The sequence below is a fragment of the Hymenobacter sp. H14-R3 genome (genome assembly GCF_030063445.1).
In the GTDB taxonomy this organism is placed as follows: domain Bacteria; phylum Bacteroidota; class Bacteroidia; order Cytophagales; family Hymenobacteraceae; genus Hymenobacter.
The window spans coordinates 63,945-79,615 of sequence record NZ_JASITD010000003.1 but is presented as its reverse complement, the minus strand read 5'-3'; the positions used below and the strand labels follow the sequence as shown (position 1 = coordinate 79,615).

Sequence of the window (15,671 nt, the reverse complement as noted above, 5' to 3'; positions counted from 1 at the left end):
GCAATGACCGGGTTTTTCAACTCAGCTGGTACTCGGCCAGGCCGGCCAGTGCCCGCGCCATGGCCGAAAGCTTGCTGGCCACCGCCGCGCGCTTGGCCATATTGGTAGGCGTGGCCAAAAACTGGTTCCATTCGCTGGTCCACTCAAAGTCGGGCAGGCCGGGGATGAGGGCGTTTTTCAGAAAAGCCAACTGGTTCGCCGTGAGGTCGATGGCCACCATCAACTGCGCAAATTCGGCAATGACGAGGTTGGCATCCTGGGCGGTGGCGGCGGGCAGGGCCTGCACCCAGGCCACGAGGTCGGCCCGCAGGGTGGCCCCGTTGCGGGTGTAGCCGGTGGTGCCCAGCAGCAGGTCGGTGGTTTGGTTGCGGCGGGGCAGCGTCACGGCGTTTATCCACAGCTCGTGGTACTGCGGCGTTTGGTAGTAGGCGGCCCAGCCGGCCACGTTGGGCGGGTCGCCGAGGGTTTGCTGCTGCACATTGGCCAGTGCGTAGAGGTAGTCCCAGAGGCCATACTGCGCCACCGGGCTGCTGGCCGGCGGCAGCGCCAGCTCAAACTGCCGCGCCACGCCCACGGTAAAGGCCAGCGGGCTCTTAATGAGGCAGCCCACGTTGGCCGCGTCAAAAAAATGCTGGGAGCCAAACAGCGCCCGCAGCACCGGCACCACCTCGTAGTTGCTGGCAATGAGCAAGGTAGCCAGCGGCTGAATAATATCGCTTTCTACTTGGTCATCAATCACATAGTACACAAACCAGCGGTAGAGCTTGCGCACCAGAAACGCGGCCGTGGCCGGCTGCCGGAAAATGAGGTTCAGCAAATCCTGGTACTCGCTGGCGCCGTTGGGTGCAATGCGCGCATTGCCAAAGGCGGCCGAAAACTGCTTGGTGCTGGCATCGTGGCGGCTGGCCGTGAAGTAGCCGGCCACGGTGGCGGCCTGGTCGCGCCAGCCGGTGAGCACCCGGGCGGCGGCCTGCACGTCGGCCTCGGTGTAGGTGGTGTAGTTGCCGGCTCCGATGAGCGGCCCCTTACCTAGCGTAAACAGCTCCAGCAGCTCGCGGCCGTAGTTCTCGTTGGGGGCGGTGGCGGTGCTGGCGTTGCCGTTGAGGTAGCGCAGCATGGCCGGGGTAATAGTCACGTCCTTAGCGAGTTGGCGCACGTTTCCGAGGGCGTGCTGGCGCAGCAGCCGCACGTACTCGTAGCCGTACTGCGCACTGTCGATGTTGCCAAACTCCATCACAAAGTGGTTGTGCCAGAACAGCGTCATCTGCTCGCTCAGCGAGGGGCCCTGCGTGAGCTGCTGGCCCAGCCACCAGTCGCGCAGCGAGGTGCGGCGCGCGCCCTCCAGCGTTTGGTCGAAGGCCTGGCCCACCCACGTTTGGCCCAGGGGCACGGTGGTGTCGGTGGCACTCACGCTCACGGGTGGGGCCGGGGCGGCGGGCGCGGCCAGCAGCCCGGTGAGCACCGCCGTCAGCGAGGAGCCCGCGGCGGCCTGCATTTCGCCGCGCGTGGGCCCCGGCAGGCAGCGCCGCAGCAGGTGCGACGCCTGGGGCAGGCCCCACGGCCCGGCATACGGGGCCAGCGTAGCGGCCGTGGTGCGCAGGCCGGCCGGCAGCGCCCGGTTGGCGTAGGGGCTCAGGGTTTCGGGCAGGTCGGCGGCCGGAACGGGGCCAGACCACGCGGCGGCGGCAAAAGCGGGCGCGGGCTGCGCAACCGGCTTGGGTTGGAGGAAAGCTCGGCGGTTCATAGGCAGCGGCGAAAGGAGTGCTGCTTAAAGATAGGCGAAGCCCGCGAAAGTTTAGTGGCTGATAAACAAAATTTTACCTAAAAAATTACTCACCACTTCTTCACTCATTGGCGGGGGCTGGCTGGGGCGAGCAACCGGGGTGGCTCACCGCCAAAACTCCTGCTGCTGATTGGGGAACAGCCGCTCGGCCAGGCCTTCGAGGCGGCCGCGGGTGGCCTTCACGCGCTGCTTCACCGGCTGCGCGCCGAAGTCGAAACCGGCCAGCGCGGCCACTTCGTCCTCCACCGGGCGGGTTTGTAGAAAAGAGGCGAGCAGGAAGGCGGCGATGGGCTGGTTCCACTCGGGCTTGGCGCTCCAGTAGTGGCCAATGCTGGCGCTGGCCGCCGCCAGTGGCCCGGTTTCGGCCAGCGCCACCGACAGGGCCAGTTGCTCGATGAGCCGCCGCGTAACGCCCGCTGCGCACCAGGCATCGCAGAGTCGCAGCGCCAGCGCGATGGCCGCCGTGGTGCGCCCAGCGGGAATGCCCACCGCGCCGGCATTCCACATCAACGTGTTGCCAGCCAGGCTAATGCCTTCCCAAGGACGGCCTCGCAGCTGCTGCCACATCAGGCGCTCGGTTTTGCTGGGCAGGGCCGCCAGCTCCCCCTCGGACTCGTGCATGAGGGCAGTGTTGGCGGCCAGCGCCTGGGTCAGGTCGGTGGCCTGGCCCCCCAAAAAGGTATCGGAGTCGAGGTAGAGCAGGGCCTGGCCGGGGCAGGCGGCGGCCACGGCTTCCAGGGCTTTTATCTTGACGCGCCAAAAGAACTGGTGCGGGCCTTCCCACTCGCGCAGCAGGGCGGCACTCACGGGCAGCCGCCGCACGCGCGCGCCCAGCCGAGCATAAAAATCGGGCCGGTCGGTAACCACCGTAATGCCGCTCAGCGCCGCCGGCTGCCGCAAAAACGTGAGAATGGAAAAATACGCCTGCGTGTGGTTGGCGGCGTTGGGGCCAAAAACGAGGTAAACTACGTGCATAGGCTACGGCGCAAGGGGCCGGTGGGCAAGCTACCAAAAAAGCCCCGCCGGGCGGCAGGGCTTTCAAGCTCACACAGAAAAAGGGATAAAAAAGAAGCGTAGCTTATTCGTACACCCGCACCACAAACACGAAGTCTTGCAGGCGCTTCAGCTGCTGCGGGCGGCCAGCGCCGGCCAGCTGGTTGGTGTGGGGCAGGCGGTAGGTCGCCTCGGGCTGCCGGTTTTTGAGTGAATCGACGAGCCGCACCAGGTACGACGACTTGGTGGCGAAGGCCGCGCCCAGCACGTCATCTTGGCGGCTGCTTACCACGCCAATCAGGTTGCCCTGCGCATCGAGCAGCGGGCCGCCCGAGTTGCCGGGGTTCAGCGGAATGCTCACCTGGTAAAAGGCCGTGTCGCCGTCGTAGCCCGAGCGGGCGCTCAGCGCGCCCTCGCCGTACACGGCGTCTTCGCGCGGATAGCCCAGCGTGTACACGCGCTCACCCAAGTCGGCCTGCCCGGCCTTGAAGGTGTAGGGAAGCCGGCCAAAGGTTTTGAAATCGCGGTCCTTGATGCGCAAAATGGCCAGGTCGTGCTTCCTGTCGGCGTACACCGTTTCGGCGTGGTAGCGCTGGTGGTCGCGGCCTTCTACTAGTAAGGAGTCGGCCCCTTTAATAACGTGGGCGCTGGTTACGATGTAGCCATCGGCCGTGAGGGCGAAGCCCGTGCCGCTAAACTTATTGACGCGCACTGGCGGCGCGCTCACGTCGCCCATGCGGTTATCTACCTTACGACTCAGGGCCTTCTGGCTGCGCACTATCTGGGCTACTTCTAGCCGTAGCTCGCGCAGGCCCGTGGTCGGCAGGTTGGCCGAGCGCCACACATCCAGGCCCAGCAGGGTACTGAACACGGCCAGCACCGCCACCGAAGCGGCCACGCCCACCGTGGCACGGTGCCCGCTCCAGAACTCGCGCAGCTTGCGCTCGGTGCGCGAAATGCGCAGCAGCGGGTTCACCGAGTGCGTGAGGGTGGTTTCGACTACCGGGGTGGCTTCGGCGGCCAGCATGGCCTCGTGCAACGCGCTGATAGTGTGGCGGGTGCGGCGGCGCTCGCCGTAGGCGTTCAGCGTACCCGTGAGGTCGAGGTACTCGGCGTAGAGCTGGCCCAGCCGCTGCTCGGCCCCGAGCCGGGCTTCGAGGCTGGCCCGCGCGCCGGCCGCCAACTCACCGCGCTGGTAAGCTTCAAAAAGGGCGTAGTAATCGGCTTCGGTTTGCATGTTGGCTTTTAGCTGTTGGCCGATAGCTAGTAGCTGATAGCTTTTTGCAGTGAGCCCTATGAACGAGAGCTAACGGCTAGCAGCTAGTGGCTAACAGCTAAAGATTAAGCTTCTTTATAACTGGCAAAAAACAACTTCTTCAAGCGCGTTAAGCACTTGTACTTCTGGGTTTTGGCGGTGTCGGCGTTGGTGTAGCCGTGCTCCGCCGTGAGGTCGAGCATCGATTTTTCGAGCAGGTAAAAGCCTTCGAGCAGCGAGCGGCAGGGCTCGCCCAGGTGGGTGAGCGCCTCGCTCATGGTGGCAAAGCGCCGGTCGCGCTCCTCGGCTTCCTGCACGTCGTCCTCGGCCCCGGTATTGAGGTAGGGGCCATGCTCTTCCTCATCGAGCAGGCGCACACCGTGCAGCCGGCTCTTGGTAGTTAAGCGCTTGAGCCACAGGCGGCGGCAGACGGCGTATAGGTAGGTTTTAATCTGGCAGCTCAGCTCCAGCGAGCCTTCGCGCACCTTCTCATAAAATACCATTACCCCCTCCTGGTACACGTCGCGGGCATCGTCCTCCGAGCCGCTATTTTGCAGTACGAAGTGCGACACCATCGGCCAGTGCAGGCGGTATAGCTGGCTGAGGGCCCGTTCGTCGCCACTGTGGATGGCTCGGATAAGTTGGGCGTCGGCGGCCAGCGCCGTTGTGCTATCCATGTTCATTCGCTTCGGGGCTTAATGCCGGCTGAGGGGCATTAGTAACCCATGAAAAACTTTTTAAAAAAAACTTTGTAACCGCCGGGTTACCTATCCGTAGCGCCGGCATTAAGGGCAGATTTTAAGACAATCCCTTTTCAAATTTACCCCAAGATGAACAACCTACTGAAAGTTGCCGCCCTGTTCCTGACCGTTGGCATGGTTTCGTGCGAGTCGAAGACTGCTACTACCGAAACCACCACCACTACGCCCGCTACCGAGTCGACCATGACCACGACTACGGATTCGACTTCGACCATGGCTGCTCCTGCTGCCGATGGTGCAATGGCTCCCGCTGCTGACGGCGCAATGGCTCCTGCTACCGATGGCAAAATGGCTCCTGCTGCTGATGGCGCAATGGCTCCTGCTGCTAGCAGCACCACCACTACGACCGAAGAGGTTAAGAAGTAATTACGGCTGGGCCTAGCCCAGCGTAGTTTCTAGCTGAAAGGGCCCGCGCAGCAATGCGCGGGCCCTTTTTCGGGTCTGGGGCGTGGGCTATATTTTATCGATAAGTAATTGGTTTTCACCCCGCAGCAGCGTAATGGCTCGCTGATAAGGGTGCATTTTGCGGATGCCGGTCGGCGCGGCTTTGCGCCAGTCTTGGCCATCGTTTCGGGTTTCGAGCAGCTCGCCGGCCTCGGTGAGCAGGTAGCCGGCGTGGGTGCCTGGCACAAAGGCCACCTGCTCGAAGCTGCGCGCCTCAGGCAAGGCCACTGCCTGCCACTGGCCCCGGCCAAAGCGCAGCAGCCGCTTGGTGGGCAGCGGCACGTAAAAGAGCTTGCCGTGCGCCACGTGCGGCTTGCGGCCAGCGAGCGTGGCCCACAGCTCGCCGGTGGCGGAGGTGGCCAGCGAGCGCACGTCCACCGTGTCGGGCACATCGATGAGCCTGGCGTGGGGGCCCAGCGCCAGGGGCAGCGTGTAGATGTTGCCCGGCGTGGCGCTCAGCTCATTGGCTGGGAGCGTGGGCATGCGGTCGCTGCCAAAAACCAGGAGCAGCGAATCGGCCTGGGTAAAGCCGACGATGCCCCGGCTCACGCGCAGGTGAAAGGGGTGCTGCGGCGTATTACCGGCCAGCTGCCTGGCATAGGTCGCATCGGTACCGTAGAGCCAGATGTCGCCGTCGCCGTGCAGGGGCAGCGGGCCTTCCTGCTCGTTGGCGTAGGTGCCCACCAAAAAGTTATCGCCAATTGCGGTTAACGCAGTAGTAAAGAAGCTGGTAGGAATCCGGTGCGTATCCCAGGCCTGGCCCTGGCTGCGCGTGATGGCGATAAAGGCCTGCTGCTTTTTATTAGGCAAATAATAATGATAGGCCCCCGGCTCCAGCTGGGTGCGCGTGAGTAGGGTAGTGGCCGCGGAACTGGCATCGGCCCGGCGATACGCGTGCCAGGCGGGGCTGCACGCCACAAGGGTAGCCGCCCCGGCCAGGCCGGCCAGCAGCCCGGCCACTACCCGCGCCGCCGGCCGTCGCCGCCGGCGAAGGGCCAGCGCCAGCAGTACTAGCAGTGTGGCCAGCAGCCCCGCGCCCCCAAGGCCACCTTGCTGAGGCGCGGGCTCGCCGGGAGTAGCATTGCCCACAATAGCCCCGTAGCGGGGCGTGATAAAATGAAAATGGGCAACCCTGAAGCCCGGCGGCGTTGCCACCAGCTCGGTCGTATTGCCCACAAACCGGTGCAGGTGCCCCGCGCCGTCGAGCACGAAGCCGGACGAATCCGTGAGAAATTGAAAATCCTGAATGTGCGGGATGTGACTGAGGGTGAAGGTTTTCACGGGAATGGGGCTGCTTTTAGACTGGGGCTCCCGCACCAAATTTTGGGCGGCTGGTTTTTAGCTCGTAGGGCGGTGTATCTCCAAACCCTTCGCTAACTCAAGAGGCAAGCGTAGCGCCGGAAGCTGCACGCAGGGCTGCCTAAATCTGGTGCGGAAGCTTACCCTTTGACTAGCGCTGAGCAGGCCGATAAGGCCGCCCACCCCTACGAGCCTGGAGGCCAGCTTAACCAGCCACCAAGCCCAATAAAGCAGCCGCGATACCCGGCCAGGGCTGGTGTAAATCGAGGGTAACGATGCGCACCGGGTGGCCGCCGAGCGTGTAGCGCACATCCACGGCGGCCGTGGCGGCGGGGTAGAGCAAAATGCCCTCCAGGGCCTGGCCGGGGGCGGGCCGCAGGTTTTGGAGGTACGCGTAGAGTTGGTAGAGGTGCGGCGCAATGAGGCGCGGCTGGTCGTAGCGCGGGCGCAGGGCGGCGGCGTAGTACTTGGTATCGAGGATGATTTTGCGGGCCGGGCTCTCCAGGGTGGTATCGGTGAGCATGGTAGGCAAGAGGCTCATGTCTTGCGCATTAGCCGCTTCAGCTTGCCAGGTAATCGTTTCGGTAAATACGCGGTACTGGCGCTGCTCGTGGCGGTAGAAGTTGCGCACGGCCTGCTCGAAGAGCCGGGCCATCAGCCGCTCATCACGCCGGAAATCGGCGAAGCGGCCACGGCCGTCCTCGGCCGGCGCGGGCAGCGCGGTTTCGTAAATCAGCTCGCAGATGTGCAGCAAAAACGCCCCGCTCGCCGCCAGCCGCTGGCGGCGCAGCGCGGCAAACACCGGCGCGGCGGGGGCCAGTGGCTGCACCGCGGCCGGCAGGCGGCGGCGCAGCTGGCTCACCTGCCTGCGCAGGGCCAGCGGCAGGCCGGGGTGCGGGGCCAGGGCCGCCAGCGTGCCGGCCAGCAGCTGGTGCAGCGGCTGGTTGGGGCTCAGCTCGTCGAAGGTGCACACGGCGCGGCCCTGCGGCAGCAGGCCCCGGCCCAGCGTAAGCGCCAGCTCAATGCGCCCGCGCAACTCGCTCACTTCTTGCTGGTTGCTGATAAAAGCCAGCGGCAGGCCGGTGCGCAGCAGCTGGCCGGCGGCGTGCAATAGCATTTGCGTAAGCAGCTCCAGCGGGCGGTGAAAGGGCGCGGCCTCGGTGGCTTGCAGCACGGCCGGCTCGGGCAGGCGCTGCCAGGCGTAGCACAGCAGATAGTAGAGCGTGGCGAGCGGAATCAAGCGATAATGGGTGACGAGTAAATAAGTAGGGTAAGCTTTAGCTTGCCGGTCGTTGCGCGGCACTGGCGGCAAGGCGCGACGGCCGGCAAGCTAAAGCTTACCCTACAACACCAGCTTGCGCAGCTGCGCGGCGGCGCGGTCGGGCTGCTCGCGCCAATAATCGGCCAGCAACGGGCCGATTTCCTGTTCTAAAATCAGGCGCAGCCACGTCTCGGCCGGCGCGGTGGGCGGCGCGCAGAAGTAGCTGTGGCCCACTTCAAAATCGGGCCCCAGCTCGGGGTCGGCGGCGATGACGTGGTTGAGGGCCGCCAGGCGCTCGGTTATCAAGTCAATGAGCGATTTAGGTAACTCATTAGTTGATAATAATTTACGCAAGTGCTCGCCAAACTGCGGCCGCATGGCCACGAACGCAAAGCGTCGGCGCAGGGCGTAGTCGAGCGGAGCCAGCGAGCGGTCGGCCAGGTTGAGGGTGCCGATAACGTAGAGGTTTTCGGGCACGAAAAACCGGGGCGCGCCGGGCGGCGCGTAGGGCAGGCGCAGGGCGTGGGCGGGGCCGCGCTTATCGGGCTCCAGTAGCAGCAACAGCTCGCCAAAAATGCGGGCCACGTTGCCCCGGTTCAGCTCATCAATCAGCAGGAAATAAGGGCGTTCGGGGTCTTGGGCGGCGCGCTGGCACAGCAGCGGCAGCACGCCCGGCACCAGCTGAAACTGCCCATCGGCCCCCGGCCGGAAGCCCAGCATAAAGTCTTCGTAGCCGTAGCTGGGGTGAAACTGCACCAGCTCGATGCGGCTTTCGTCGCGCGCGCCCAGCAGCAGCCAGGCCAGGCGGCGCGCCAGGTAGGTTTTGCCGGTGCCGGGCGGGCCCTGCAACAGCAGCGCCCGGCGGCGGCGCAGGCCGGCCAGCGCGGCATCTAGCTCAGCCTCAGTGGTAAACAGCTCGGCCAGGGCGTCGGCTTTGGTGTAGGCGGCGGGCGGGGCGGCGTAGGCGGCGGTGGGCTCGGCGGCCAGTAGCTCCGAGCTTTTGAGCGATGTTTCGGAGCCGGTGTACAGGTCTTCGGCCTGCTGCTCGGCGGCCAGGCCCTGGTCCTGGGCCGAGCCGGCGGCGGCCAGCATGGGCCGCTTAGCCACGATGGTGAAGTCGAGGGCTTCGAGCAGGGCGTTGGTGGGCTGGCCGGCGGCGTGCGGCCAGCGCGCCTGGGGGTCGGCCAGGGCCAGGCGGTGGGCCAGCTCGGCCACGGCGCGGGGCGGGTAGCGGCGGCCCCGGTACAGCAGCTCGTACACGGTGCTGGGCGGCAGGCGGCGGCCTTCGCGCGCTACCAGGCGCAGAGCGCGCAGCACGTGCTCGCGGGTGAGGGGGGTGGGCGGTAGGAGCGGGGAAACGGTAGTCACGGTGCAAATGAACGCGTACTTGCGGCCGATGGTGCGGTGGGCGGTGGGTTTCCGGGCCTGGCCGCGCGCGGACCCGGCTGCCAACTTCACCGCTACCAATTGGTTAGTGTATTTATGGCCCAGCAACTTCCCCTCGACCCCGCCGTGCTTGGCGGTCTCACTGCTTTCCAAAACCTGCCCGCCGAGGTGCTAAGCTGGCTGAGCGCGCACGGTGAGCTGTGCCGTTACGCCGACGGCGAAACCGTGGTGCAGGCCGGCGACCCGGCCACCCGCATGATGGGCGTGCTCGGCGGCACCATGCAGTACTACCGCACCGACAACGGCCGCCACGAGCCCGTGTTTCGGGTGGAGGCCGGCCAGCTCACGGGCGTGCTGCCCTACTCGCGCTTGCAAGTAATTCGGGGCCAGGGTGTTGCCGTGGGCGAAACGACCCTGTACCTGCTGCCGCGCACCGAGTTTCCGGCCCTGGAGCAGGTGAGCCCCGAACTGGTGCAGCGGCTGGTGGGCGTGATGAGCGACCGCGCCCGCGACGAGGTGCGTGGCCAAGAGCGCGACGATAAAATGCGGGCCCTGGGCAAGCTCTCGGCCGGCCTGGCCCACGAGCTCAACAACCCCGCCGCCGCCATTGCCCGCGCCGCCGACACGCTCAACAATATGCTGAAGAGCAAGCCGGTACTGCTCCAAAACCTGCTGCTGGCCTGCCCGCCCGCCGCGGCTATGGCGGCGCTGCTGGCCTCGGGCGACGCGCTCGCCGCGGCCCCGGCCTCCCCGCCCCGCTCGGCCCTGGCCCGCGCCGACTGCGAAGACGAACTGGCCGACTGGCTCGAAACCCAGGGCTGCTCCGACGGCTACGCCCTGGCCCCCAGCCTGCTCGATGCCGGCCACACCGCCGCCACGCTCACCCCGCTCATGGCCCCGCTGCCCGCCCCGGCCCGCCCGCCCGCGCTGGCCTGGCTCGAAGGCCACCTCGCGGCCCTGCGCCTGGCCCGCGATATTCACGAGGCCAGCCAGCGCATCAGCACGCTCGTGGGCAACGTGAAAACCTACTCGCACATGGACCGCGCCAGTGGCCGCGAGCGCCTCAACCTCACCACGGGCCTCGACAGCACGCTCAACTTATTTGAGCACGCCCTGCGCCACAAAAACGCCAAGCTCACCCGCACCTACGCCCCCGATGCCCCCGCCGTGCTCGCCGAGGCTGGCCAGCTCAACCAGGTGTGGACCAACCTGATAGATAACGCCATTGATGCTCTGCCCGACTCCGGCGGCACCCTCATGGTGCAGCTCGCCAGGCAAGTGAGCGGCGTGTGCGTCAGCATTACTGACAATGGCAGCGGCATCTCGCCCGAGGTGCTGGCCCATATGTTTGAGCCGTTTTACACCACCAAGCCAGCCGGCGAAGGCAGCGGCCTGGGCCTCGACATCGCCCGCCGCATTGTGCAGGAGCACGGCGGGCGTTTGGAAGGCCGCTCGGTGCCGGGACAAACCGAGTTTTCGGTCTGGCTACCAAGCGTGTGAGGTGCTGTAGGGTAAGTGTATGGTCCCGGAAAGTCATGGTGTAGTTTTGGATTCTGCCTTTCGTACAAATTTATGGACCAAGTACTTCATGGCAGCGCCCGCACAACACCGGCCGTGCGCCGCGCCATCCAAGCCAGTTCGGACAGCCTCGCCAAACTAGCTGCCCGCTACGGGCTAGACCCCAAAACGGTGGCTAAATGGCGCGGGCGCACCAGCGCGGAAGATGCCCCGATGGGCCCTAAAAACCCGGTTTCCACAGTGCTAAGCCCCCTGGAAGAGGCCGCCGCCGTGGCCTTCCGCCAACGGACCCTGCTCCCGCTCGATGATTGCCTCTACGCCTTGCAGGAAAGTATCCCCCACCTGTCCCGGTCTGCCCTGCACCGGCTGTTTCAGCGCCATGGCATCAGCCAGTTACCCGTCGAAGAACCCCCTGAAGGCCGAGCTAAAAAGACGTTTAAGCACTACCCCCTCGGCTACTTTCACGTCGATTTTGCTGAAGTGCGCACCGAAGAAGGGAAGTTGTATCTCTTTGTCGCTATTGACCGCACCAGCAAGCTGGCCTTTGCCGAACTGCACCCGGAGGCGACAGCGGTCCGGGCCGCAGACTTTTGGCAACGCGTCGTGGCTGCGGTGCCCTACATCATTACTAAAGTACTGACCGACAACGGCGTGCAGTTCACTCAACTGCCTCACCGCCAGCGGGCCGAACCCCACCTGTTCGATGCCGTCTGCGCGGCGCACGGCATCGAACACCGCTGCACCAAAGTGGCTCACCCCTGGACCAACGGGCAGGTCGAGCGGATGAATCGCACGCTCAAAGAAGCCACTATTCGCCGCTATCACTACCGGGATGAGGCCGAACTTAACACCCACCTGCAGACCTTTTTACGGGCCTACAACGGCGGTAAACGCCTCAAAAAGCTACGCGGCAAAACCCCATATGAATTCGTGTGCGCTGAGTACGTTCAAAATCCTGGTATCTTTATACGAGACCCGGCCCATGACTTTCCGGGACTATACAGGTAAGCTTTAGCTTGCCGACGTCCGGGCCGCTTGTTGCAATACAAGGTGCTTGTTGCCCAGGCGGCGGCAAGCTAAAGCTTACCCTACATTATTCCACTGGCGCACGAATAAGAATAAGGCCATTCTGTCCAATCTGATACCAAGCCAGCTTTTACCGGGTTGTTCAGCACATAGGCTATCACGCGCTCTTCCTCCTTGCCATGGCGCACCACATGGTCGTAGCTTTCATGCTGCCAAAACTGCTGCCCTTGGCAGTGTAGTAATTTGTTGGCTGCCAGCGCTGTGCGGCCTTTGAGGCGCTGCATCATCCGGCTTGCCGAAAAATCAGCTTCGTCGGGTAGCTGTACTACCAAGTGTACGTGGTTGGGCATCAGGCAATAGGCAAGCACCACAACGCGCAGCTCAGCCAAGGCTAGTATTTCTTCCGTTACCAAGCGGGCAATGCCTGGATTGCTGACCCAGGTGGGGCCGTAGTTGGCTTGGCCCAGCAAGGTATCAAACCTGGCAAATTGCAGCTTTTTGATTTTTGCAATTATTTCCAATTGATGTTCAACTGGCTCGTTTGCAGCTTTTTGTAACTCAATATTTCGTGATTCAGCTAGTTGTTGAATCATTGCCACTGGCAGGGAGCCGGCCAGGCGAAACGTAAAAAAAATGACAGCGCCCGGTGGTAGCACATGCGGTAGCCGGCGCTGGTAATGCGTCTTCATAGAAGTGGGGGTAAGCTTTAGCTTGCCGCCGCTTGCCGGCTATCTGCGCTAAGCGGCGGCAAGCTAAAGCTTACCCTACATGTTACAATTCTCTTATGAAAAAGCCTATTATTCTCACGGTTGATGACGACGCGCAGGTGTTGGCGGCCATCACCCGCGACCTGCGCCAGGAATTTCGGCAGGACTACCGCATCTTGAGCGTGAACTCGGGGCCCGAGGCCCTGGCTACCCTCACCGAGCTGCGCGCCCGCGCCGAGCCGCTGGCCCTGGTGCTGGCCGACCAGCGCATGCCCGAGGTGGAGGGCGTGGAGGTGCTCACCCGCGCCCGCGAGCTGTTTCCGGAGGCCAAGCGCGTGCTGCTCACGGCGTATGCCGATACTACGGCCGCAATTAAAGCCATCAATTCGGCGCAGCTCGACTACTATTTGCTGAAGCCCTGGGACCCGCCCGAGCAGCTGCTCTACCCGACGCTGCACGACCTGCTGGCCAGCTGGCAGGCCACTTATCGGCCGGCGTTTGCGGGCCTGCGGCTGGTGGGCTTTCAGTGGTCGCCGCTCTCGCACGAACTCAAGGACTTTCTCAGTGGCTACATGGTGGGCTACCAATGGCTTGATTTTGAGAAAGATGCCGAGGCCAAAGTGCTGATGGAAGCCAACGGCTTCACCCCCGACGACCTGCCGTTCGTCATTTGCCCCGATGGCCAGGCCGTGGCCCGGCCCAACAAGCCCGACCTGGCCCGGCACCTGGGCCTGCTGGTGGAGGCCCAACAGGCACTGTATGATGTAGTAGTGATTGGGGCCGGCCCGGCCGGGCTGGCGGCGGCCGTGTACGGGGCTTCGGAAGGCCTGAAAACCCTCATTATCGAGCGCCAAACGTTGGGTGGGCAGGCTGGCTCGTCGTCGCGCATCGAAAACTACCTGGGCTTTCCCACCGGCGTAAGCGGGAGTGAGCTCACCCACCGCGCCTGGAGCCAGGCCACCCGCCTCGGGGCCGAGTTCATGGCCCCGCAGGAAGTGACGGAACTCTGCGTTCAGGATGGCTACAAAGTGCTGACGCTGAGTGATAAAACTCAGATAAAGGCCCGCGCCGTGGTGCTGACTACCGGCGTGAGCTACCGCACGCTCGACGCGCCGGGCCTGGCGCGCCTGAGCGGGGCCGGCGTGTACTACGGGGCCGCCCGCACCGAGGCGCGCAGCTGCAGCGACCAGCCAGTGTACATCATCGGCGGGGGCAATTCGGCGGGGCAGTCGGCCATGTATTTGGCGGCGTTTGCCTCGCGGGTGTTCCTCGTGATTCGGGGCGCGGGCCTGGCGGCCAGCATGTCGTCGTACCTCATCGAGCAGATTGCCCAGACGCCTAACATCGAGATACTTCCCTTCACCCAGGTGCGCGAAGCCTGCGGCCAGCAGGCCCTCGAAGCCGTGGTGATTCAGCGCGAAGGCCAGGAGCCCGAGCAGCACCCCGCCCGTGCCCTGTTCATCTTCATCGGGGCCAAGCCGAGCACCGAGTGGGTGTGCCACCTGGCCCTGTGCGACCCCAAGGGCTACCTGCTCACCGGCCGCGACCTGGTGGCCGACCCGCGCTACGCGGCCGCCTGGAAAAAAGACCGGGAGCCCTATCTATTAGAGACTTGCGTGCCCGGCCTCTTCGCCGCCGGCGACGGCCGCGCCGGGGCCATGGCCCGCGTAGCCTCGGCCGTGGGCGAGGGCAGCATGGCCATCAAGTTCGTGCACCAGTACCTGGATGAGTAGCAAGTAGCGCGAAGCCTCCGCTTCGTGCGCGGGCGCAGCGAGCCGGCGGAACCGAGCGGCTGGGCTCTTGCAGGTGCTACCGAACGGCCCGGTTGCCAGCTGCTCGCTGCGCTCGCGCACGAAGCGGCAGCTTCGCGCTACTTGCTACTTGCTTAGGTAGGCCGCCTGGGCCTCATCGAGCAGGCGCAGGATGGCGGTGCGCTGGCCTTGCAGGTGCGCCAGCGCGGCGGCGGGCAACCGGCGCACGCGCAGGCGCTTGAGGCGGGCGCTCAGGGTTTGCCAGTAGCCCAGGGCGTAGAAGCCCGCCAGGGGTAAGCTAATGACGAAGAGCGCGGCAAGGCGCCAGTCGTGGGTCCAGTGCTGCACGGCGGCGTCCTCCACGGCGTAGGCCAGCGGAAATGTGACGATGCCCACGCCCAGCATAATGGCGGCGATAAACTCGGTTTCCTTGGTGGCGCGGTCGGCTACTGCCGACGGAATTTTGTAGGGTACGTAGTTGGTAATCAGCCCGTAGAGCCACACCGGGAAGCCGAGCACCAGGTTGAGGTAGTCGGCCAGGCGGGTGCCGGGGCGCTGGCTCTGGTCGAGGGCGTCGTCGTCGAGCTTATATTTCTCTAAATCAGCTAGATATGTGGTGAGCGTGCTGCGCAGGTCAGCCAGGCGGTTGGGGTCGTGCTGCTCAAACCAGGCCACGGCATCGAGCAGGGTGCGGCTGAGCTGGAAGTTGTCGTAGAGCGTGGTGGGGTCGTCATCGGGGTTGAGGTGGTCGCCGAAGGTGCGCTCGACCTGCTGGGCCAGCTGGTCGTCGGCGGCGTCGCGGCTGATGACGAGGCGGCGCGTGAGGCGCAGCCGGATTTCCTCGGTCAGCTCATCGGCGGCGGCGTCGGGGTCTTCGCGGTAGCGGGCGGCGTAGCTGGCTACCTCAATGGGGGCGGCCACGTTGAGCAGCACGTCGGAGCGGAAGTGGCTGGGGTCGAAGTAGTTGGTGCCCACGCATACCAGTTTCAGGCCCAGCTTGAAATCGTGGCGGGCCTCGGTACCCAGCGCAATGCGGGCGGCCCCGGTTTTGAGGGGCCGCAGCCGGCGCTCGCTCACACTGGTGCCTTCCGGAAAAATCATGACCGTGCCGCCGCGCTCCAGGTAGTCGTAGCAGCGCCCGAAGCTGGCCTCGTTGCTGGCCGTTAGTTGCGCGGGGCTCAGCGCGTTGGCGCTACCCTCCGAATCCTGCCGCCGGTAAATGGGAATGCAGTTGCCCGAGCGCATGATGGCCCCCAGGATGGGGTTTTTGAAAAAACTGCTCTTGGCCAAAAACGCAATGGGCTCGTGGCGCTGAATGGCCGTCACGAGCGGGTCCATGAGGGTATTGGGGTGGTTGCTGCACAGCATGAGCGGGCCGGGCAGGCGCAGCCGCTCGGGGTGGCGCACTTCGAGGCGGCGAAAAAAAACGCGCAGCCCCAGGCGCACCACGGGCTTCATAACGGTGTAGAAGAGCATAGGCGGCAAGA

Annotated in this window: 13 protein-coding genes; 4 read left to right on the top strand and 9 right to left on the bottom strand. The window is 64.7% G+C overall.

The genetic code is table 11. The annotated features are described in order from the left end of the window. Positions 1-16 precede the first annotated feature (16 nt). From QMK33_RS04075 to QMK33_RS04060, 4 genes are all read right to left on the bottom strand, one after another. On the bottom strand, positions 17-1,744 hold the full coding sequence (locus QMK33_RS04075) for a DUF1800 domain-containing protein (protein WP_283563278.1): 1,728 nt from the start codon (positions 1,742-1,744) through the stop codon (positions 17-19). A 144-nt stretch (positions 1,745-1,888) separates the two neighbouring features. Continuing rightward, positions 1,889-2,758, bottom strand: a complete 870-nt coding sequence (locus QMK33_RS04070; protein WP_283563277.1) for a hypothetical protein — start codon at positions 2,756-2,758, stop codon at positions 1,889-1,891. Positions 2,759-2,861: 103 nt separating this feature from the next. Then, complete coding sequence (locus tag QMK33_RS04065) at positions 2,862-4,013, bottom strand: S1C family serine protease (RefSeq protein WP_283563276.1); 1,152 nt, start codon at positions 4,011-4,013, stop codon at positions 2,862-2,864. A 104-nt stretch (positions 4,014-4,117) separates the two neighbouring features. After that, complete coding sequence (locus tag QMK33_RS04060) at positions 4,118-4,708, bottom strand: RNA polymerase sigma factor (protein ID WP_283563275.1); 591 nt, start codon at positions 4,706-4,708, stop codon at positions 4,118-4,120. Positions 4,709-4,861: 153 nt separating this feature from the next. Here QMK33_RS04060 and QMK33_RS04055 point away from each other — a divergent pair, with 153 nt between their 5' ends. Then, complete coding sequence (locus QMK33_RS04055; protein ID WP_283563274.1) at positions 4,862-5,158, top strand: hypothetical protein; 297 nt, start codon at positions 4,862-4,864, stop codon at positions 5,156-5,158. 87 nt (positions 5,159-5,245) lie between these two features. On the opposite strand, the gene QMK33_RS04050 is transcribed toward QMK33_RS04055, so the two are convergent. The 3 genes from QMK33_RS04050 to QMK33_RS04040 form a co-directional block, all read right to left on the bottom strand. After that, a complete protein-coding gene (locus tag QMK33_RS04050) occupies positions 5,246-6,517 on the bottom strand; it encodes a hypothetical protein (RefSeq protein WP_283563273.1) in 1,272 nt (423 codons plus the stop codon). Between the two features lie 223 nt (positions 6,518-6,740). Then, on the bottom strand, positions 6,741-7,775 hold the full coding sequence (locus QMK33_RS04045) for a 5-methylcytosine restriction system specificity protein McrC (protein ID WP_283563272.1): 1,035 nt from the start codon (positions 7,773-7,775) through the stop codon (positions 6,741-6,743). 102 nt (positions 7,776-7,877) lie between these two features. Next, positions 7,878-9,164: an McrB family protein gene (locus tag QMK33_RS04040; protein WP_283563271.1), complete on the bottom strand. Its 1,287-nt coding sequence runs from the start codon at positions 9,162-9,164 to the stop codon at positions 7,878-7,880. Positions 9,165-9,278: 114 nt separating this feature from the next. Here QMK33_RS04040 and QMK33_RS04035 point away from each other — a divergent pair, with 114 nt between their 5' ends. Together QMK33_RS04035 and QMK33_RS04030 are read left to right on the top strand one after the other, a co-directional pair. Beyond that, positions 9,279-10,682: a sensor histidine kinase gene (locus tag QMK33_RS04035; protein ID WP_283563270.1), complete on the top strand. Its 1,404-nt coding sequence runs from the start codon at positions 9,279-9,281 to the stop codon at positions 10,680-10,682. A 72-nt stretch (positions 10,683-10,754) separates the two neighbouring features. Further along, positions 10,755-11,708, top strand: coding sequence for an IS481 family transposase (locus tag QMK33_RS04030; protein ID WP_283563269.1), 954 nt, complete (start codon positions 10,755-10,757; stop codon positions 11,706-11,708). Between the two features lie 80 nt (positions 11,709-11,788). On the opposite strand, the gene QMK33_RS04025 is transcribed toward QMK33_RS04030, so the two are convergent. Beyond that, the gene (locus QMK33_RS04025) at positions 11,789-12,415 is read right to left on the bottom strand and encodes an REP-associated tyrosine transposase (RefSeq protein ID WP_283563268.1); all 627 of its coding nucleotides are present in this window, start codon (positions 12,413-12,415) and stop codon (positions 11,789-11,791) included. Positions 12,416-12,510: 95 nt separating this feature from the next. Between QMK33_RS04025 and QMK33_RS04020 the strand changes: the two genes are divergently transcribed. Beyond that, entirely contained in the window at positions 12,511-14,166 is a 1,656-nt protein-coding gene (locus QMK33_RS04020; protein WP_283563267.1) for an NAD(P)/FAD-dependent oxidoreductase, read from the top strand. 144 nt (positions 14,167-14,310) lie between these two features. On the opposite strand, the gene QMK33_RS04015 is transcribed toward QMK33_RS04020, so the two are convergent. Beyond that, positions 14,311-15,660 carry a lysophospholipid acyltransferase family protein gene (locus QMK33_RS04015; protein ID WP_283563266.1) on the bottom strand — a complete coding sequence of 450 codons (1,350 nt, stop codon included), beginning with the start codon at positions 15,658-15,660 and terminating at the stop codon, positions 14,311-14,313. Positions 15,661-15,671: the final 11 nt, after the last annotated feature.

Coding starts and splice junctions, on each gene's coding strand:
- QMK33_RS04075 (WP_283563278.1), bottom strand. CDS start 1,744: ATGAACCGCCGAGCTTTCCTCCAACCCAAGCCGGTTGCGCAGCCCGCG.
- QMK33_RS04070 (WP_283563277.1), bottom strand. CDS start 2,758: ATGCACGTAGTTTACCTCGTTTTTGGCCCCAACGCCGCCAACCACACG.
- QMK33_RS04065 (WP_283563276.1), bottom strand. CDS start 4,013: ATGCAAACCGAAGCCGATTACTACGCCCTTTTTGAAGCTTACCAGCGC.
- QMK33_RS04060 (WP_283563275.1), bottom strand. CDS start 4,708: ATGGATAGCACAACGGCGCTGGCCGCCGACGCCCAACTTATCCGAGCC.
- QMK33_RS04055 (WP_283563274.1), top strand. CDS start 4,862: ATGAACAACCTACTGAAAGTTGCCGCCCTGTTCCTGACCGTTGGCATG.
- QMK33_RS04035 (WP_283563270.1), top strand. CDS start 9,279: ATGGCCCAGCAACTTCCCCTCGACCCCGCCGTGCTTGGCGGTCTCACT.
- QMK33_RS04030 (WP_283563269.1), top strand. CDS start 10,755: ATGGACCAAGTACTTCATGGCAGCGCCCGCACAACACCGGCCGTGCGC.
- QMK33_RS04025 (WP_283563268.1), bottom strand. CDS start 12,415: ATGAAGACGCATTACCAGCGCCGGCTACCGCATGTGCTACCACCGGGC.
- QMK33_RS04020 (WP_283563267.1), top strand. CDS start 12,511: ATGAAAAAGCCTATTATTCTCACGGTTGATGACGACGCGCAGGTGTTG.
- QMK33_RS04015 (WP_283563266.1), bottom strand. CDS start 15,660: ATGCTCTTCTACACCGTTATGAAGCCCGTGGTGCGCCTGGGGCTGCGC.